Here is a 20,039-nt window from a genome sequence, read left to right as displayed (position 1 = left end):
ATTAAACATTAAATAAGAAATGCATAATGTCCGCATCTTGAACAATATACTCCTTGCCTTCGGTGGACATCTTTCCGGCAGCTTTGATTGCAGCTTCAGATTTGAATTGAATAAAATCATCATACTTAATGACTTCTGCTCTAATAAAACCTTTTTCAAAATCAGAATGTATTACACCGGCTGCCTGAGGTGCTTTCATTCCTTTTATGATAGTCCAAGCTCTAACTTCTTTCTCTCCAGCTGTAAAATAGGTAGCTAAATTTAAAAGTTCATAAGCTGCCCTTGAAATTTTATAAACTCCAGGTTCATCAAGACCCATTTCTTTAAAAAAATCTGCGCGTTCCGATTCTGGTAATTCAGCAATTTCAGCTTCTATTCCTGCAGAAATAAAAATTACTTTTGATTTTTCTGCAGCGATGCCTTTAATAAATGCTTCGGTAAATTTATTTCCGGTGTGAATGGAGGCTTCGTCTACATTACAAATATACAATACCGGTTTTCCGGTTAGCAATTGCGTTGCTTTTACATAAGCCGCAGTTTCTTCATCCGTAATAAAAGACCGAGCTGGTTTGCCTTGTTCTAAATGCTTTAATAATTCTTCAGCAATTCCTAATTCCTTAAAGATTTCCTTATCACCACCTTTGGACTGCTTCCGAATTTTATCAATTCTCTTCTCTTGTGTTTCAATATCTTTTAATATGAGTTCGGTATCTACAATCTCTTTATCTCTCAAAGGATCCACCGAACCATCTACATGGACTACATTATCATCTTCAAATGCCCGGACTACGTGTAAAATAGCATCTACTTCCCGAATATTGGCTAGAAACTGATTCCCCAATCCTTCTCCTTTAGAAGCGCCTTTTATCAAACCCGCAATATCCAAAATATCAACAGAAGTAGGCACTGTACGTTGCGGCTTAACGATCTCTGCCAATACATCCAATCTCTTATCTGGAACAGAAATAACACCAATATTTGGATCTTTAGTAGCAAATGGATAATTCGCAGCCAATGCTCCTGCTGAAGTTAATGCATTGAACAAAGTCGACTTTCCAACGTTTGGTAATCCTACTATTCCACACTGTAAACCCATAATTCTAATTTTAAAAGCAAAATTAGGAAAAATGAAATGGGAAACCCTTCAATTAGAAATCATTAACTTTAGCAATAAAATGAATTATTTATCACATTTATCTCTTTCCTATCCAAATCCTGGACTTCTTGGAGGAAATTATATTTATGATTTACTCAATTACTCAGAATCAAAACAAATTAATTCTTTCTTCCATGAAGGAATACAACTCCACAAATGGATTGATAATTTTTCCAATAATAGTGAACATTTAAAAGAAATTAATTCTTATTTACATCCGGTAGTGCACAAATATGCACCCGTGGCTTCTGATATTTTTTGTGATCATTTATTATTTTTACAATGGGATCAATATTTCAAATTTACATTTGAAGAATTTGAAAATACAACTTACCAAATATTAGGAGAAGTAATGCAATTTATGCCAGACCGAATTGCGAATATTTGCTTAAACATGACAACACATCGTTTTATGTCTCAATATAAAAATTACGAAGGACTTGAAAACGTATATGTTCGAATGAATAAGAAAACGAAATTTCCTGTCGACTTTAGGCTTGTGTTGCCAGTTTTAGCTAAAAACATAGATTTGTTTCAACAGCTTTTTGGATACTTTTTTAAAGAATGTAACGCCAAAGTACAAGCACAAATTAACCTTCAAAATGAAACGAAACAGTAAATGATCTTGAAAATAATTTTTCAATGATCGTAGATTCCGGTAATTTATTATCGTAAATTAAAATATTGTTTATTCCATGAGAAAATTTAATCTCTGGCGAGAAAATAAAATAGGGGAGATAAAACTGCAAACCTGCTCCAATTTCAAATTGAAAATCATGAGGTGAAATCCGAACAATTTGAAATTGATTTTTATCAGAGCGACTATTAGAAGAAAAATCATAAGAATACTTCACACCGGTAATAAAAAAAACACGTTTATCTTTATAAGGAGCAGAGGTAAATCGAATCAACATAGGCAATTCACCAAAAACAGATTCAATCCGGTCTTGACGTTCAATGGTTGAGTTAACACCTATGTAACCTAAGCTTCTGTAGGAAAGTGAAATACTAGGCAAAACTCTAAAATCGAAATATTCACCAATTTTAAAATTAGTAATCATGGATAGTGTTAAACCCGGTTTTCGAATTCCTTCATTCCATTTATAATTGGCATTATTGATAAAGCGTCTAGAGTGTTCAATTTTAAATCCAGAAGAATTATAGCCAATAGTCAATCCGAAATAATGCGATTTTCTCTTAAATGCCAAATAATTATAACTATTTGAATTGGACTGACTTAGCAACAAATCAGGAAATAGGAATAGGCTGATAAAAAGAATTACAATTTGTAACCTGAATAGATTGTGCATATTCCAAAAGTCAGCGGTTTGTAAGAACATTTAATCAATCCTATGTTAGAAAGAATGGCTGTAAAACGTTCATAGTCTGGAAAATGTTGTACAGATTCAAATAAGTAAGTATAGGCTCTGCTATCTTTGGAAAGCAGATTTCCAATAATTGGAAGAATATTTTTAAAATAAAAATTAAATAATTGCTTAATTGGAAATTTTCTTGGTTTAGAAAATTCGAGAATTACGATTTTGCCATGAGGTTTTAAAACGCGTCTCATTTCCTGCAAACCTGCTTCCAAGTTTTCAAAATTCCGTACCCCAAAAGCGACCATCACTGCATCGAATGTATTATCACTAAAACTGAGATGCTCTGCATCTTCAACTGAAATTTCAATGTTCTTTTGGAATCCTAATTTTTCGATTCTATGGAATCCATTTTGTAACATTTTTAAAGAAATATCGGTCGCTGCTATTTTTATGTTAGGGTACATCGTAACCGCTTGTATGGATAAGGCGCAAGTACCAGAAGCAACATCTAAAACCTTATATTGATTCACAGGGTCAATTGGCAATTCTTGCAAAGTTTTTTTTCTCCAAAATCGATCAATGCCTAATGAGAGTAAGCTATTAAGGAAATCATAGTTGCCAGATATATGGTCAAACATCTTTGCAATTTGGATTTTTTTAGAATCGTCTGTCTTATAAGGACTTATATTATTCAATAGAGAAAATTTTTGCAAAGGTACTACCTCCTTTAAAAGGATGTTAAAATGTATGATAAATTATTAAATAAATTATACATTATGATTTGATATACAGTAAATTATTATTCAAAAAAAAGCAATATTTCCCATGAATTTTAAATCGTTTTTTTATATCTTTGCTGACTTTTTAAAAGGCACAAAATCAGCATGTCAGAACACGATAAAATTATTCCCGTAAGTATTGAAAAACAGCTCCAAAGTTCGTACATAGATTATTCTATGTCAGTGATTGTAGCCAGAGCATTGCCAGACGTGAGAGATGGTTTAAAGCCGGTCCACAGAAGGGTAATGTATGGAATGAGTGGGCTCGGACTCGGTTACAACAAATCCTATAAAAAATCTGCCAGAATCGTCGGGGAAGTTCTGGGTAAATATCATCCTCATGGAGATTCTTCTGTTTATGATGCCATGGTACGGATGGCTCAAGAATGGTCGATGCGATACCCATTAGTAGATGGCCAGGGAAATTTTGGCTCCATGGATGGCGACAGTCCGGCGGCTATGCGATATACGGAAGCTCGATTGTCAAGAATTTCGGATGAGTTATTGGATGATATTGACAAAGAAACAGTTGACTTCAGATTGAATTTTGATGATAGTTTAGAAGAGCCTACGGTATTACCCTCAAAGGTTCCGAATTTACTTATCAATGGTTCTTCTGGGATTGCTGTAGGGATGGCTACCAATATGCTTCCACATAATTTAGTTGAAGTTTGCGATGGAGTTATTCGAATGATTGATAATCCTGAGGTTGATTTGGAAGAATTGATGACGATTATTCCAGGACCCGATTTACCTACAGGAGGAACTATTTATGGAATTTCCGGAATAAAAGACGCCTATGAAACAGGGAAAGGTAAAATCATAGTTCGTGGTAAAGCTGAAATTCAAGTAAATGATAATCGGGAATTTATTTTAATATCAGAGATCCCTTATCAAGTGAACAAGGCACTTATGATCCAAAAAATTGCGGATCTAGTGAATGAAGAAAAAATTACTGGAATCAGTGATGTTAGAGATGAATCTGATAGAGATGGGATTCGTGTTATCATCGAATTAAAAAAAGATGCTATTTCCAGTGTTGTATTAAGCAATATATATAAGTATAGCCCTTTACAAACTTCCTTTGGAATCAACAATATAGCCTTAGTTCAAGGACGACCTGTAAGTTTAGGATTAAAGGATTTGATTCGTGAATTTATTAAATTTCGATTAGAAGTTGTTATTCGAAGAACTAATTATGAGTTAAAAATAGCAAAAGAAAAGGCACATATACTTGAAGGTTTATTAATTGCTATAGATCATTTAGATGAAGTTATAAAATTAATCCGTGCATCCAGAACTGTTGAAGATGCCAGAACGGGTCTTATGAGCCAGTTCCAACTTTCTGAAATCCAGGCAAAAGCAATTTTAGACATGAGATTGCAAAAATTAACAGGTTTAGAGCGCGAAAAAATAAAAGAAGAATACGATGCTTTATTGCTTGAAATTGCAAGATTAGAATTGATTTTAGGTGATGAATCATTGCGGCGGACAATCATAAAAGACGAACTTGAAGTTATAAAACAAAAATTTGGGGATCCAAGGCGTACAGATATCACACATGCCGAAGGTGATATTAATATGGAAGATATTATTGCGAATGACCAGGTGGTTGTTACCATCTCTCATCAAGGATATATTAAACGGACAAAATCATCTGAATATCGTACACAAAGCAGAGGAGGACGAGGATCTACAGGCAGTAAAACCAGAGAAGAAGATTTTATTGAACACATGTTTATTGCCAGTAATCACAATTATTTATTGCTTTTTACAGAACTTGGTAAATGTTTTTGGCTTAGAGTATATGAAATACCAGAAGCCGCAAAAACGAATTTAGGACGTGCTATTCAAAACATTATAAATCTACCAAAAGAAGATAAAGTTCGGGCTTATATCAATATTCAAAATCTTGAAGATCGAGAATTTTTAGATAGCCATTTTATCATGTTATGTACTAAAAAAGGAACTATTAAAAAAAGTAGCGTGAATGATTTCAGTAGGCCAAGATCCAATGGTATTATTGCCATCAGCATCAATGAAGGGGATCAATTAATGGAGGCAAAATTAACGAATGGTCAATCTGAAATTGTCATTGCAAATCGAAAAGGAAGAGCCATTCGTTTTTCAGAATCTAAAGTTCGTACCATGGGACGAAATGCAGCCGGAGTGCGGGCGATTCGTCTGGAAAGTACCGGTGATCAAGTAGTTGGAATGGTTTGCATTGATCCATCAGACACTGAATCCACGATTTTAGTAGTTTCCGAAAAAGGAAATGGAAAACGTACCGATATCAATGATTACAGTGTAACAAATAGAGGTGGCAAAGGTGTCAAAACTTTAAAACTTACAGATAAAACCGGGGCATTAGTAGCTATAAAAAATGTAACAGAGCAGCAAGATTTGATGATTACGACTACACAAGGAGTCATCATTCGGATGCATGTTTCAGATCTTCGGGTAATGGGGAGAGCGACACAAGGTGTGCGACTTATACGTTTAGATGAAGGCGATGAAATTGCTGATGTAGCGGTTATTGACCGTGAAGAAGAAGTTATAGAAGATGTAGAAATTATAGTGCCTCCAATAATTGGAGACGAATCGGAGGAATAATTTATTAATAAAAACTTAACTAAAACGTATAGCAAATACAGAATTATTTTTTTGAGATTATAGTTATACTAAATAAAAATACTGAAAACATGAAAAACCTTTCACTTCTATTCTTCGTTTTTATTTCAACACAAGCATTTACTCAGGATCCAGAAAAGGATGTTAAAAAAGCTGATAGTAAAGTTGCAAATTATTATCTAGATCCTGTTGCAAATATTTCTAAGCTCTGGGAAGCTAAGTCTTTAATTGATGCATCCAGTGAAAATGATCTGGTAAAAGGACAAAGCAGAACCTGGAGTGTGAAAGGAAAAATATATAATGCGATATGTTCATTTGAAAGTGATTCTATTATTCTGGCGCAACAGTTTGGAAAATCATATAAGTTAAAATATAAGGAAGCCGCTTTAGAAGCTTATAATGCTTGGACTAAATCAAAAGAATTGGCAGTTAAATCATTTGAAACAAAAGATGCTTTAAATGCACTTACTGAAACATCCAGGTATCTGAATAATTATGGAATTCAAGCATACGAAACGGGTGATTATAAATCAGCGTATATACATTTTGATGCCGTTGTTAAAATTGATCTTTTAGTTACAACAGGCGGAATGAAAAGTATTTTACCAAACCCAGAAGATTTAAAGAAACAAAAATATTTGGTCGCAGCTTGTGCCGTAAATGCAGGCATGCTAAATGAAGCGTATCCATATCTAGAAGAACTTCGCAAAGCAAATTATCCAGAATCTTTCATTTATGAAGGCTTATATAAATATTATCTTCCGACAGATGAAAAGAAAGCAGAAGATGCATTAGCTGAAGGACGACAAAAGTTTCCAAATGAAACTACCTTATTATTTTCAGAGATTAACCATTTTTTAAAAAAAGGAAGATTAAATGAGCTCGTTGAAAAATTAAAAGTGGCTATTGAAAAAGAACCTGGGAATGCTTCTGTTTATACTACTTTAGGAAATGTCTATGACAACCTTTGTCAAAAAGAATATGAAGCCAACAACAATATGAAAGGAGATGAATATTGTTTAAATGCAGAAAAATATTATGTTGAGGCATTAAAAATTGCTTCCGATGACTTTAATACATTGTACAGCTTAGGTGCATTATATTATAATAAGGCTGCGCTTATTTCAAAAGAAGCTAATAAACTAAGTTCTGACTATACAAAAGAAGGAACTAAAAAATATAACGAGAAAAAAGCTGAAATGGAATCCTATTTTGATAAGGCATTACCATATTTTGAAAAAGCTGAATTAAAAGATCCAAAAGATAAAAATACATTAATTGCACTTAAAGAAATATTTGCTAAGAAATCGCAATTTGACAAATCAAATGCTTACAAAGTAAAATTAGAAGCCTTAGGAAATTAGTAATTTTGCATTTCAATAAGAGATTCCTGATTTATTATATTTATTGAATCTATAAGATATTAAAATATTTATTTCTATTCTAACCATAAGCATGTCAAAAAAATTTGAAGAAGCAAACGCGCTAAATGGAGTAGGGGCTTTTCACCGATTATTCGATTTACCTATTTTAGAAAGTCCGCAAATTCCTTCTGTCGAACGTTGTAAACTCCGTATTGCTTTATTAGAAGAAGAATTAAACGAGCTAAAAGAAGCTATCAACAATAATGATTTAATGGAAGCGGCGGATGCTTTTTGTGATTTACAATATGTACTTTCAGGTGCCATTCATGAATTTGGTTTAGGCGACCAATTTCATACTATGTTTGAAGAAGTGCAACGCTCTAATATGAGCAAAGCATGTCAAACTATGGAAGAAGCACAATTAACACAGGATAAATATCAACGTGAAAAAGATACCGTTTCTGAAATTCGTACGAAAGAAGATGTATTCTTAGTTTATCGTGCTGAAGATGGTAAGGTCCTGAAGTCGATTAATTATAGTCCGGCAGATTTATCTAAATTTATTTAGTTCAGCTTATTTCGGCCGTTTAGAATATAAGGGTCCAATTTTAAATCCTTCATCGGTATAGTCTTTTCGGTTAATCCGAATTCCGTAAGGAATTTCATCTAAAAATTCTGTTCTTGATCTCGCTAGTTTTCCTTTTCCATCTTGTACCTCTATTTGAAGCATATTAATAACCTTGGAACTATCTCTTTGAATAATTAAATATTTTAAAATAACTCCCATAGGTACTAAGCGATCGCGAATGTCTACTAATTCTTCGGTTTTCATATTCTTATGGAAGTGGACTTCAATCCAATCCGGATCAACATAAAATGTTGTTTGATTTTCATTAGGCTTACATGCAGCTGTGAAGCACACTACGAGTATAAAATAAAACAATCTTAGCATATTCAACTTTGAATATTAAACTTGTTTTTCATCCGTAGGTTTTTCTGTTGCACTTTGCGCAATGTTTTCAGCACTTTTTTCTGCAGCTTTAACGGGTGTATCATCTCCTTGGATTCTATCTGCAAGATCTTCTATTTTATCTGTCGCTTTTGCAGCCAATTCCTGAGCTGAATCAACAACATCCTGCGAAATTTCCTTAGCTTTATCCCAGGCAGCTTCAGCCTTTTGCTCGGTAGCTTTATAAAGCTCTGATTCTTGTACATTATGCAGTGTTTCAGTGGCTACATTTTTTGCTTCTTGAACTTTTGTTTCTGTCCAGGTTTTAGCCTGTTCAAATGCGATTTCTGCTTTATCTTCTAGAGTATCTAAAGTTTTATCAGCAAAATCTTCAGCTTTATCATAAGCTTGTTTAGTAGTTTCTTTGGTTTTACCCAATAGTTTTGAAAAGAAATCTTTTATGGACATAATTTTAAATATTTTAAAATGTGACGAATTATTTTGATTCTGGTTCTTGTGGCAATTCTAAAGGATGTATAACTTTTTGACCTTCATTCGATTCCTCTATGTCTTGAGTTTTCGACTCCTTATTATTTTTCTCCAACCATTTTTCGGCTTTATTAAAAAAAGATTCATTTTTCAAGTTGGTTTCTGAGCCAAAATCTATTGGTTTATCTGCAAATCCATCTTTATCTGCATCCATTTTATGATCTTCATCGGTTAAGCCTTTTGCTTTTTCAACAGTTTCATCCACAAATTGATCGAAGGATTCCAAGGTATCTTTTGCTTTTTGCGCAATTTTCTCTCTGTATTCCTTGGTCGCTTCGTCAAGATCTGCTGCTTTATCCTTTACTTCACTCCATAAAGCAGAACCTTGCTCTTTTACTTCATCCAGCGTACCTGAAACAAATTCTTTAGCTTTATCTGTGAATGAAATATCAACCTGGTTATCTCGGTTTTCATTAGCCATAGCTTCAAATTTATCCTCAGCAGATATTTCAGAATAAGGATAAGAACGGATTGGTTCCTCTTTGTCTTTTGTAATACCCAATACTTTCTTTATTGAATCGAAAATGCCCATTTCTCAATATTTCTACAAAAATACAACAAAGAATTCATTTAAATCGAATCAAAATGCCTATTTTGTCGTCCATAAATATATAATATATCGTCTAATGCCTGATAAAATTATAAGTCGCAGAGGTTCTACGCTTCATATTGAAAATAAGTATTTAAAATACAACCATAGTATTGATGAAGAATTTTATCAATCCATAGATTCTGATCTGGAAATCAATTCAAATCCCAAGACTAAAATCATTGAAGTAATTGCCAAAAGTATCATAAATACTGTAAAATCACCGGATCTTAAAATGGATTATTCATTAAATCCATATCAAGGCTGTGAGCATGGGTGCAGTTATTGTTATGCAAGGCCAACACATAATTATTGGGGATATAGCGCAGGAGATGAATTTGAAAATACCATTTTAGCAAAAAAGAACTCCATTGAAATTTTAAAAAAAGAATTAGCATCAAAAAATTACCAGGTAAAACCCATCATGTTATCTGGAAACACAGATTGTTACCAGCCTGCCGAACGTAAATACAAATTAACACGTGGGTTATTAAAAGTTTTACTTGATTGGAAACATCCGGTACAGATAATTACAAAGAATGCCTTAATCTTAAGAGACTTAGATATTTTAACTGATTTAAACAATTTGAAATTATGTTCTATTGCTATTTCAGTTACTGCAGATAATGATAAGACAAGAAGAACCCTGGAACCTCGGGCATCTAGTATTGAAAGTCGTTTAAAAACTATTTCTAAGTTAGCAGAAAATAAGATACCAATTCATGGAATGCTAGCACCCATTATACCAGGAATTAATGATAGTCAACTCTTTAACATGTTGCGACTAACCTCAGAAGCAGGGGCAAACACCGCCTCCTATCAGATCGTAAGATTAAATGGTGATTTGCAAGCAATTTTTAATAATTGGCTGGAAGAGAATATGCCTGAAAGAAAAGCCAAAGTTTTAAATGCAATTCGTTCCTGCCATGGTGGCAACTTAAATGACTCAAGATTTGGCTTCCGAATGAAAGGGGAGGGTAGCATTTCGGAAATCATAAACCAACAATTTAAGCTCGCTTACGCTAAGTTTTTTCCAAATCCCCAGAAAGCTAATTTGAGATGCGATTTGTTTAGTCCGATAAAAAATGGACAGCTAAGACTTTGGTAAATCAAGAATAAATTTTAAACAAGACTCTTGAATTTTTAACAATTCATTGAATTTGACAATTAAAAAATTAAATTCAATCAAAAAGTCTGTTCATTCAATCAAAAAGCAGGCAAGCTCAATAATTCTAGAACTTTATTAGTATTAATTCAAGTAGTTTTAACCATGCTAACATAACTGGATTAGAAAATTTGTTTAAATTCTTATCAGTTGAAATAGACCTTGGTCCTTTGAACAAACAGCCTGTTCATATTGAATGGGCTGTTTAATTTCTAAACCAATGATTGCCTACTTTAAAGCAGTTTATCAACACCAATGAATTAAACCACCATCCCCATTAACAATCTCAAAATGTCTTGTTTTTCTTATAATTACAACAATAAAGACGATTTTAAATATTCAAATTTGAATGATTTTTAAAAATAAAAATACAAGCCATTCATAAATTTCGTAGATTTATCTAAATTCTATTCTAGGACTTATAAGCTATATTTTTCCAAAAGCTGATTTCAATCGGTCGTTATAATATTTTAAACGACCTGAATTTATTTGTCTCTCAAATCCGATTGTATTATACATCTTTTTTAAAGATAACAGCCCATTGGGGTATATATTCAAATTAAAAATATCATGATGAAAAAATTAATTGTTTTCGTTTTACTATTCTTAAGTGTCAGCATTCAAAATAATATTATTCTGGCTCAAACAGGATGTCAAAATCAAGTATTATTAAATACTGGATATAATCACTCAACAAATGCACTCTATGCCACAGGAGGTCCATTATTTTTTATGGGCCCAATTCAAATTGGTGATTATGATCCTTATTGGAAAGTAATTCAAATGCCAAATTTATCGACCTGTACGAATATCGTTAGCGGAGGTCCAAGTGCTGCAATTATTCCCGATCCTACCTGGGCACTACCGTATCCATTATCAAAATGGCTCTCCTTTAGATTCGATTATCAACTGGCATGTAATAATAGTTGCCCCGATCTTCCAATAATATTTGAAAGGCAGTTTTGCATGTTAAAAGGTGATATTGTAACTATAAACATTCAATGCAGATTTGATAACTCCGCATGTATTTTTCTAGATGGCGCACCCGTCCCTTTGACTACTGTAACAGTACCTGGTGGAAACCCTGTAACATTCAATCCTAACCAAAATATTCTATGTGATTTTTGTAATAACTGGAATGATCAAAGAACATTTCAAGCAGGACATGAAACGAGAGTGAATAATTACGTAATTAATCTACCCGCTAATAATGCTACCCATTCTTTACAGGTTAGATTGCGCAATAACTCAAGTCAATCTTGCGGATTTAATTTAATTGGAAATATCACAGGAACGATTGCAAACAATTTTTTATGCGCAGACTCTTGTCAAAAAAGGGGTACTATAGCTATTCAAAAAGTTTTAGATAGAAATTGCAACGGTGTTCTGGATGCAGGGGAGGCAGGAGCTGGATGGACTTTCAACATATCTGGCCCAGGATACAATTCAAATGTGATTACAGATTCTTATGGCACTGCTTACGTTTCCGGCATAAACTATGGTAGCTATACGATAACAGAAATAAACCAAGCAGGTTGGATTCCCAGTTCTCCTATAAATGGGACAATTACCATACCAATCAATAGTAATCAAGTTCAATCTGTTGTTTTTTATAATTGTCCGAAAGCTAGTTGTTGCGATTCGCTTACTTTTCCAAGAACTGCTGCATGTTGCAGTGCTTTGAGTTCCGTATGTAAAATTAAATCACTCCATGTAAGTTTAAATAATGCAGTTTTTTCAGAAGCGAGTTGGGATTGTGGAAATGTACCACCTGGTTTTTATGGTACAAATTCATATACTTTTACAACTCTGGCACCTTGTTTTACAAATTCTTTTAGTTGTTGTTATATTCAAAAAGATTTAAATTCACCGGTAACGATAACGTATGACATCACATTTGCAGATGGAAGTTCATGTCGACAAATTAGGGGCGGTCCATCTTGTCCGCCAACACCTTGTTGTGCAACTATTGATAAGGCCTTTTTTGTTCCGTTTGGTCAGATAAAACGAGATGGATATATAACGATCAATAATTTAGATCCTAGTTCTCCAATTTGCAATGTACTAATATATTATAACCCAACTACAACATTTTTTGGTTCCCAAACATTTGTTGACGGCACACCATGTTCTACTTGTCCTTTTCTATGGACATCCACAAATTCACCATTTTCACTCCCTGCCAACGGAAGCATTGCAGCAACAAATTCGATAAAATTTAAAATGTCTACTAATTTTGCATACACAGGTAATATTACCATAAAAGTTATAAAGTGTGACAGCAGTTCTTGCACATCAACATTTCTTTGGCCTGCACATAAAAATCCATTTGGACAATTTTTATTTAACAATGACAGTATAGCATTAGAAACCGGATATGGACTGAGTGCATACCAAATAAGTTTAAAAGCCTTAGAGGATGGTAGTCCAGATATTAAATATGTATCTATTGGCTTTTCAGATAGTGCACAAATTGCAACAGAAAATCCTGAATTTTTTGCAATATCTGGTTCTGTTCATCCTTCTGATCCATTACCAAATAACCTGGCAAAATCTGAATCAGCAAAAATGGGAAAGAGAATCGCATTTTTTGAATTAGAAGAAGTACTAAAATTAAAGAAAGATGAAATTTCTGAAAAATTTAATATTGTTTTAAAATTATTAAAAGGCAAAACCACAAAACTTCAATTTACTTTATTTAATACAGAAGGTGAATTAATTCATACGGATGCATATGAAGTGCTTCAGAATACAAACGTTATAACGACTTCTCTGATTGATATAAAACAAGACCATGATGAAGAATTATTTGAATTAATTGAAGCCTATCCAAATCCTGCCCAAAACCAAATCAATTTTAAATATGGAATTGGCAGATCCAGGAACATAATAATGGAATTATATAATCAAGACGGCAAATTAATAAAAGTAGTTGAGAAGGGTAGGAGACAAGCCGGAATCCATACTTTTAAAATGGATCTTAGTTCCTTACTTTCTGGTGTGTACATTTTAAAACTCAATTCAGAGAATAAAATTGCAGCCTTAAAATTTGTAGTAACAAAATAGGAATAATAAAATTTAAACTTAAGGAAATTGACTATTTTGCGTTGACAATTACATATTTGTATTAATTTATGCTTGGTATTTATAAACTTAAATTTAATAATTAGATTTTGTGAATAGACTATTTAAGCTGTTTATAATCTTTTGTTTAGTTGCATCTTGTAAAGATGACAATGTTATCACAATAATTGATGAGCCAATGGATCCTATTGATACAATAGATGTTCCTAAAATTGATTGCTATATAGGAAAATATGAGAAACCTGATATTTTTTTTGCACATATTGATACCACGAATGGAGTTGCTTTTGGGTATAAAAATTGTTACAAATTTAGAGCAAATTCTTCTGCTCAATTTGCAAATAAACTAAAAACAGATATTACTATTTCATTACAATGTTACTTAAATCCTTTTGAATATTATGACAAAGAATTATACGTTATTGGAAACGTCCCATTTTCCATCGGGAGGCATCCTATTAAATCAAACATTACACCAATGTTTAAATTGGAGGATGATTATGTATTATATGAATACTCAATAGATTCCAATGTAACAAATAACTTTATAACAATAAACGCAATAGACAGTACATTAAAAATTATCAAAGGCGAATTTTCAGTACAATATTATTTTTCTGAAGATTTTAACCAAGGACGAAAACGAACTGAACCTGATACTATTAGGTTGCAACAAATAAAATTTTGGTCGAAGTATCAATAAAGTATCTTCTTCAGTCGCTCGACTTTTACTCAGTAAAATATTAGGTAAAAAAACACTAATCCTTGGATGGCTGCTCACTGCATTTGGTGCATGGAATATTGTAGTCAATGCAGAAGTAATTCAAAGTCTTTACAACACAGTACATATCTGCCTTGCAGGAAATGCCACCTGGGGAGCAATTACTATAATGATAGGGGAGATCACAAAAGTTTTACGCTTTGCTACAGGACAATCTTACGGAGATGAAAAGTTTTTAAAGATGGATAAAACGGAATAGCAAATAGGTTCACACATTTTCATGAGATTGGTTTTCTTAGATCCTTTCGGATTACAACCGGCCATCATGCAGGTGGTGGTCTGTTTTTTTATTTGAAAATTATGTAATTTTAATTTTACATACTGCAGAAATTAAAAGTGTATCATAACGTTGCAGGTGGTGTTAGAGGCGCACCCTGTTAGAATGATCTGGCAGGGCCGTCTACTCAATTATGCACCGCTTTTTAATTCATTTCATTAAAGATAGTTTTTCCTCCGGTTTCAATTTTTGATACCTGCTTTACAAAACCTAATGGATCCAATGGTGTCCAATATCTAGGATATTTTATTGTAATTTCCTTATTAATTAATTCATTTTTAATATTCAGCAAGTCAAGTCCTCTGAGTAATCCGCGATTTATATAAAATATCTTATTCTGACCTTTCAATTTGAAAACAGCATCCTTGTGACCTCCTTCATAGATATCAACAACAATTCCTTTGGATATTAAATAGGTATGCTCGGATGCAATCGGTATAGGTTTAAAGGTCAAAATTCCGAGACCTATTAGGATTATTCCTATGCTATACTTCCAATTTATTGTTTTCATTATTGAAAATTTGGTTTAGTTAAGTGGCGCATTACGGCAGTGTGTGAAAATACCTAAATTCAATGCATTTACAATGCAATATTAGAAAATTTCTAAGATAGGTATCCGAATAAATTGAGCCAAGGTGGGAGTTTTTTCACAACCTGACGGTTTGGCTATGTGCCGTGAGACCTTAGGAGCATGGACATCATAGCCCTTGTTAGGCACTGGCATTCGTCCTTATAATTTTCTTCCAAATTTTCTAAAACTTATAATAAATTGATACATAATCCATGCCATAATGATTCGTGAAAAGTATGAAAAAAAGAGTGATGCAGAATTTAAGCTGCTTTCTGGTTCTAAACTTTCAAGTGTAGATAATTTATGTGTTGGATCTATCAGCAGCCAGAATACACGAAAATCATCAAAGACAAAAACTATGTTAGCCCAAATAGTTTGCCCACATGATCTAAAACTCTTGAATCCAAAATCATATGGTGCTTCATTTAACGATGTTCTGTATAGAAAAAAAGTGATAAAAGCTAAGATTAGCAATATAAAAAATGGCCTTATGATGGATACTCCATGACTATTAGATTCTTTATTCAAAAATAGTATTGCACGGTCTTCTTTTGATAACGTTTTATCTTTTTGCAAACTTGAGTACATTTTAGAATGAATCTCCAAAGCTTCAATCTGATTACCTGAATCAACTAAAGAATTTTTAATCTGTCTATAGTTTTCTGATTGCATTTTATAATACCCTTCTTCCTTTTTATCTGGGTGATGGATATTTTCCAAAACATGAATTTCATTTGGAAATTTTGGAGATATAAAATTTATATCAGTTAACGTGGATCTGTAGAAACTTACAATTTCATAAGCAGACAAATTTGTCTTGTCAAATGTAGCGTTGGATAAATCTACATTTCTCGATTCAAATACACTGCTTTCTTTGACACGTGAAGAAAGGTCATATATTTTTAATGAACTAAATCCTAAATCTCTAATAAATACTTTATTAATCTTGCTCCTAAGTATTTCGATTTTCGCTTTGGAGAAATTACTCAATTCAATTCCTTCTAATATTGCTTTGTTGATTACAATTGAATCTGTTGTGTCATTTTCAGTTTGGATATTAAAGGATATGTCTAATCCCTTAATTTCTTCGTTTTTTAATCTATAATGATAACCAAGATAAGATTTTTTAAATCCAGATCCGCTTGATAATTTGAATTCTATATATAATTTTTTAGGTTCAGTAATTAAAATACTTGTAGGGAAGGAAAATATGCTACCAAATTTCTGTGAAATTTCTTGATATGCATCTTTGATTGCTTTAGACGGTAAATAGAGGTTAACATCTCCAAAGCTTACGTTGATGTTCGATTCTTTTGATCTATTTACTCCATATTTTCCTAAGACATTATAGAATTGAATGGAGTTAATATTGCAATTACGAACACTGAAGTAATTTTTAGTTATTATGGAATTGAATACACTAAGATGAGTAAATTCCAAGTTATCAAGGCTTATATTTTCTAAAATGCAATTGAAATAAGATATATGAATTTCATAAGATTCAAATGTGTTTATTTTATTAGAATAAGCTCTATCATCTCCATGTATGAAGCAATTAGAGAATGAAATTGATAAGTTTCGCATTTTGAATTTGCTAAGATCAATTTCATAGAATACATTCTTTGCGAATATGCAGCCTTCAAATTTTATTGCTAATTTTTCGACTTGAGTAAATAGGAGTATGTTCTCTTTGATTCCTCGAATAAGGAATGGTTGATTAATTTTAATGTTGCTTACAAGTACTTCCTGCTTATCCGGATTTGCTTTTCTATTTATTTCAAATATTTCCAATTTTTTTGTCTTTTGCTTGTGCATAATATAAAAATATGCGAAATATTTCGTATTTGCATTTCCAAAATTAGCAACTAAATCAATCCTGACATAATTTTAGTTAAAGTTTTATACTTTGCTCAATTTCCTTTCTAAAAACCTCATCAATTCTTATCTTTAAACTCCCTAATACCGACACTATACCCTGTAAATTAATAACCATGAATAAATCCAATCTTTCCTTTGATGAAATTGTATCAGAGTTTAAAGATAATCATGACCTTGAAGATATAGGTCTTGATCTTCATGAACTCTTTGTCCTGGCTGCAAGTAGCAAGGATTTTACATTTCAAGGGTATCATTTGTAAGGTCAATTAAATCACTCCCTATCTTTATAAGTGATTTAGAAAAAGCTAATCGTTCAAGCACTTGATCGACTCAAATTACATTTATTTGCCTATTGATTACATTTTAAGCAATTTATAACCTTTAATGTTTGGTAATATTAATTACATTTTTGCACTGTATTTATTAGTCAGATGCAAAACCAACATGAGATTTTTAAGGTGATCAATAGAACCACCGGGCGGGATCTGTCTGCATTTGACCATACTGACCTGTATTCATCCGTCCGGGATTTTTTGAATTCCCAAGCAAAAAAAGTAAATTAAAACCGCATTCGCAACTCAGTCGGTTTTCCAGACAACAGCTCATGGTCTGATGTGCTCAGGTGCTGCTTTTTTTACAAGGTCGTAATTTTTAGTTTTCGCAGAGTAAAAGTCAGGGTCGCCCGGCCCTAGCTTATTTCAAATCTTTCTGCAGTATGAAACCAAAGTCATTCATATTCAGGAAAAATTGGATACACTACATGTTTCTCAACAATGTGATTTGGATTGATATACTATCAGTCTGCAAATCCCTCGATCTGGATGAAATTGAAGAACTCAGATATCTTGGTAAGCATCCTAGCCTGGATCTTAGAGCCCGTGAAATTGATTTTCATTTTTCCGAATCGTACTCTGAAAAAACACTTTGCATCACTGAACTGAATTTATATCTATGGCTTGAGCATTTGAGTTTTAGTCATAAAGCAAATCTGCGTGATATTTTTATCTCTAACTTCTACACACATCTCCGGCGTAAGGTAAAATTTCAATTTAGAGAAATTCCGGAAAACGATACTGCAATATCATTGAGCAAAGCATGATCCATGAAGAACAGATCGGACCATTCCAATACATGCAACTACATAGTAGCAAACTGCATGACGACTATTACAATTTTAAAACATTACTCATTGAAGTCATTGCAAATGGAGCTGAGCCTGATGATATATACGGCAAAGATTCTGAGCTAATCAAAACTATTCAGGCTTGTACAAATAATGCACGCAAATACGCAGAAGCACGGAAGAAAAAAAAATAATGGAAACAGATCCATGCCTTTTAATCCGCAAGTACGAGTTCGGAGAAATGATCATTCATAAGTCTATCACTTAACACCTTTCACTATGGGAAAACAAAAAGAGAATTACATCTTTGAAGCAGCGGCTATCCTAATATTCGCTTATCTGCTTCTCAACAAATCCAGTAAAGCACAATTCGGAAAATATCCAGAGCGCAAAGAAAAACTCCTTTACGATATGATCAATGGAGTAGGGATCTCAATTTATCATTCACTACCACTCAATCCCAAGCAGAACGAAAAGAACTACTTGCAAAAGCAAAGGAATTCCAACATTCCAATGTCGATCTGATCTACAAATACAACAAACCAAAATCAAAACTCAAAAAAATAGCATCCAGCAACGATTGTTACGAAAAACTTTTAAAAATTGTTCCACAATCCGAATTAGACCGCCGGGAATTCTTTGTTGTGCTTTATCTCAACCGAGCAAATTTCATCATTGGTTATGATCTAATTTCATTGTGTGGAATTTCATCAACAGTAGTCGATACACAATTCATTTTGCAAAAAGCAATTTTGATTTTGGCCACGGGCATGATCCTATGCCACAACCATCCCAGCGGTGGTTTGTAGCCTTCATCGCAAGATATTGATCTTACCAAAATATTATAAGAAGCTCTCAAACCACTTAATATCAAGTTGCTTGATCACATCATCATTGCTGATGATAAGAGTTTTTATTTTTTTGAGGATGAGGGGAGGGTGTAATAATTAAATGCATTTTATCTAAATATTGACCAAAGGGCAATTAAATCAGCTAATATGCTCAACAGACCAAACATTAAACCAACAAATGAAAACCTTATATCTTTTACAAGACGAATTTGATCTTCCGCATGTTGAATGAATGCTACAACAATGAATCTAAATATTCCAATTCCGAATAGCAATAGACTAGAAATAACTAAACCTAATACAAATTGATTTGGATAATTAATGATTTCATTTAAAATAAAATCAGGAATTAAATCTTTTGATTTAATAATAATACCAACCCATATAATAACTATAAGAAGTGATAAAATATAAAATCCATAATTCCATATCTCTTCTTTTTTTTCTTTGTCGAAATACTCTCGATAAAGTTTAGTTGCCACATAATATAAGTAAAAACTGAAGATTGATAAAATTAACGAAATGCCAAGAGATTTAAACTCCAATAAAGCTCTTGTATTATCAAATGAATAATAGTAATGAGTTTTTCCACTATACTCAGATATATATTTATAGTTTCTATATTCTTTTACAGAAGCTGGAAGGTCATTATGATAAATGACATTAGATGTTGAAATATCGCCATAGGAAAGGGGATCTTCTACTACATCATTTAAAACATCTTGAGGTTGAGCTTTATTTATATCATTTCCAGATCCCAAATTTTGATTTATATCATTTCCAGTTCCAGAATTTTGCTTTAATTCATTTGCGGTTCCAGAATTTTGTTTTATTGCCCGGGTATTTAGGCTGCCTTGAACACAAACATACATATCGGATCTAATGACCATTTTAAAAGATTATTAAGTGATAAATAATTATTCTAATCTTCTTCAAATATAGAAAATTATTTATTATTAATCTTCCCTATCAC

General features: G+C 32.7%; 21 protein-coding genes. 12 read left to right on the top strand and 9 right to left on the bottom strand.

Annotated elements, in window-relative coordinates:
- Position 1: 1 nt before the first annotated feature.
- Entirely contained in the window at positions 2-1,096 is a 1,095-nt protein-coding gene (gene ychF / locus IPO86_10235) for a redox-regulated ATPase YchF (GenBank protein ID MBK9728485.1), read from the bottom strand.
- A 31-nt stretch (positions 1,097-1,127) separates the two neighbouring features.
- Here ychF and IPO86_10230 point away from each other — a divergent pair, with 31 nt between their 5' ends.
- A complete protein-coding gene (locus IPO86_10230) occupies positions 1,128-1,775 on the top strand; it encodes a DUF479 domain-containing protein (GenBank protein MBK9728484.1) in 648 nt (215 codons plus the stop codon).
- Here the strand turns inward: IPO86_10230 and IPO86_10225 are convergent.
- Positions 1,747-2,427 (bottom strand): PorT family protein, encoded by a 681-nt coding sequence (locus IPO86_10225; protein ID MBK9728483.1) that lies wholly within the window; start codon positions 2,425-2,427, stop codon positions 1,747-1,749. The genes IPO86_10230 and IPO86_10225 overlap by 29 nt on opposite strands.
- Before the next feature lie 8 nt (positions 2,428-2,435).
- On the bottom strand, positions 2,436-3,113 hold the full coding sequence (gene ubiE / locus IPO86_10220) for a bifunctional demethylmenaquinone methyltransferase/2-methoxy-6-polyprenyl-1,4-benzoquinol methylase UbiE (GenBank protein MBK9728482.1): 678 nt from the start codon (positions 3,111-3,113) through the stop codon (positions 2,436-2,438).
- A 246-nt stretch (positions 3,114-3,359) separates the two neighbouring features.
- Here ubiE and gyrA point away from each other — a divergent pair, with 246 nt between their 5' ends.
- From gyrA to IPO86_10205, 3 genes are all read left to right on the top strand, one after another.
- Entirely contained in the window at positions 3,360-5,867 is a 2,508-nt protein-coding gene (gene gyrA / locus IPO86_10215) for a DNA gyrase subunit A (protein MBK9728481.1), read from the top strand.
- 89 nt (positions 5,868-5,956) lie between these two features.
- Positions 5,957-7,249, top strand: coding sequence for a hypothetical protein (locus tag IPO86_10210; protein MBK9728480.1), 1,293 nt, complete (start codon positions 5,957-5,959; stop codon positions 7,247-7,249).
- Between the two features lie 91 nt (positions 7,250-7,340).
- Positions 7,341-7,817: a nucleoside triphosphate pyrophosphohydrolase family protein gene (locus IPO86_10205; GenBank protein ID MBK9728479.1), complete on the top strand. Its 477-nt coding sequence runs from the start codon at positions 7,341-7,343 to the stop codon at positions 7,815-7,817.
- 6 nt (positions 7,818-7,823) lie between these two features.
- Here the strand turns inward: IPO86_10205 and IPO86_10200 are convergent, their stop codons facing one another.
- The 3 genes from IPO86_10200 to IPO86_10190 are packed head-to-tail and all read right to left on the bottom strand — an operon-like array spanning position 7,824 to position 9,279.
- Positions 7,824-8,201: a hypothetical protein gene (locus IPO86_10200; protein ID MBK9728478.1), complete on the bottom strand. Its 378-nt coding sequence runs from the start codon at positions 8,199-8,201 to the stop codon at positions 7,824-7,826.
- Positions 8,202-8,216: 15 nt separating this feature from the next.
- Entirely contained in the window at positions 8,217-8,666 is a 450-nt protein-coding gene (locus tag IPO86_10195; GenBank protein MBK9728477.1) for a hypothetical protein, read from the bottom strand.
- A gap of 28 nt (positions 8,667-8,694) precedes the next feature.
- Complete coding sequence (locus tag IPO86_10190; protein ID MBK9728476.1) at positions 8,695-9,279, bottom strand: hypothetical protein; 585 nt, start codon at positions 9,277-9,279, stop codon at positions 8,695-8,697.
- A 94-nt stretch (positions 9,280-9,373) separates the two neighbouring features.
- On the opposite strand from IPO86_10190, the gene IPO86_10185 reads away from it, so the two are divergent.
- From IPO86_10185 to IPO86_10175, 3 genes are all read left to right on the top strand, one after another.
- A complete protein-coding gene (locus IPO86_10185) occupies positions 9,374-10,444 on the top strand; it encodes a PA0069 family radical SAM protein (GenBank protein MBK9728475.1) in 1,071 nt (356 codons plus the stop codon).
- Positions 10,445-11,071: 627 nt separating this feature from the next.
- Entirely contained in the window at positions 11,072-13,567 is a 2,496-nt protein-coding gene (locus tag IPO86_10180) for a T9SS type A sorting domain-containing protein (GenBank protein ID MBK9728474.1), read from the top strand.
- A 109-nt stretch (positions 13,568-13,676) separates the two neighbouring features.
- The gene (locus tag IPO86_10175) at positions 13,677-14,288 is read left to right on the top strand and encodes a hypothetical protein (protein MBK9728473.1); all 612 of its coding nucleotides are present in this window, start codon (positions 13,677-13,679) and stop codon (positions 14,286-14,288) included.
- A gap of 500 nt (positions 14,289-14,788) precedes the next feature.
- On the opposite strand, the gene IPO86_10170 is transcribed toward IPO86_10175, so the two are convergent.
- On the bottom strand, positions 14,789-15,154 hold the full coding sequence (locus IPO86_10170) for a hypothetical protein (protein ID MBK9728472.1): 366 nt from the start codon (positions 15,152-15,154) through the stop codon (positions 14,789-14,791).
- A gap of 219 nt (positions 15,155-15,373) precedes the next feature.
- Entirely contained in the window at positions 15,374-17,005 is a 1,632-nt protein-coding gene (locus IPO86_10165; protein MBK9728471.1) for a hypothetical protein, read from the bottom strand.
- 200 nt (positions 17,006-17,205) lie between these two features.
- Between IPO86_10165 and IPO86_10160 the strand changes: the two genes are divergently transcribed.
- The 5 genes from IPO86_10160 to IPO86_10140 all read left to right on the top strand — a co-directional run bounded on the left by IPO86_10160 (position 17,206) and on the right by IPO86_10140 (position 19,159).
- Entirely contained in the window at positions 17,206-17,352 is a 147-nt protein-coding gene (locus IPO86_10160; GenBank protein ID MBK9728470.1) for a hypothetical protein, read from the top strand.
- Positions 17,353-17,852: 500 nt separating this feature from the next.
- Positions 17,853-18,191 carry a hypothetical protein gene (locus IPO86_10155; GenBank protein ID MBK9728469.1) on the top strand — a complete coding sequence of 113 codons (339 nt, stop codon included), beginning with the start codon at positions 17,853-17,855 and terminating at the stop codon, positions 18,189-18,191.
- A complete protein-coding gene (locus tag IPO86_10150) occupies positions 18,188-18,409 on the top strand; it encodes a hypothetical protein (protein ID MBK9728468.1) in 222 nt (73 codons plus the stop codon). Before IPO86_10155 ends, IPO86_10150 begins: the two co-directional genes overlap by 4 nt.
- A 174-nt stretch (positions 18,410-18,583) precedes the next feature.
- On the top strand, positions 18,584-19,024 hold the full coding sequence (locus IPO86_10145; protein MBK9728467.1) for a JAB domain-containing protein: 441 nt from the start codon (positions 18,584-18,586) through the stop codon (positions 19,022-19,024).
- A gap of 60 nt (positions 19,025-19,084) precedes the next feature.
- On the top strand, positions 19,085-19,159 hold the full coding sequence (locus IPO86_10140) for a hypothetical protein (GenBank protein ID MBK9728466.1): 75 nt from the start codon (positions 19,085-19,087) through the stop codon (positions 19,157-19,159).
- Positions 19,160-19,173: 14 nt separating this feature from the next.
- On the opposite strand, the gene IPO86_10135 is transcribed toward IPO86_10140, so the two are convergent.
- On the bottom strand, positions 19,174-19,956 hold the full coding sequence (locus IPO86_10135) for a hypothetical protein (GenBank protein MBK9728465.1): 783 nt from the start codon (positions 19,954-19,956) through the stop codon (positions 19,174-19,176).
- Positions 19,957-20,039: the final 83 nt, after the last annotated feature.

The sequence above is a fragment of the Saprospiraceae bacterium genome, from assembly GCA_016717265.1.
Taxonomy (GTDB): domain Bacteria; phylum Bacteroidota; class Bacteroidia; order Chitinophagales; family Saprospiraceae; genus Vicinibacter.
The sequence above is the reverse complement of the archived record's forward strand: the minus strand, read 5'-3'. Positions and strand labels throughout refer to the sequence as shown.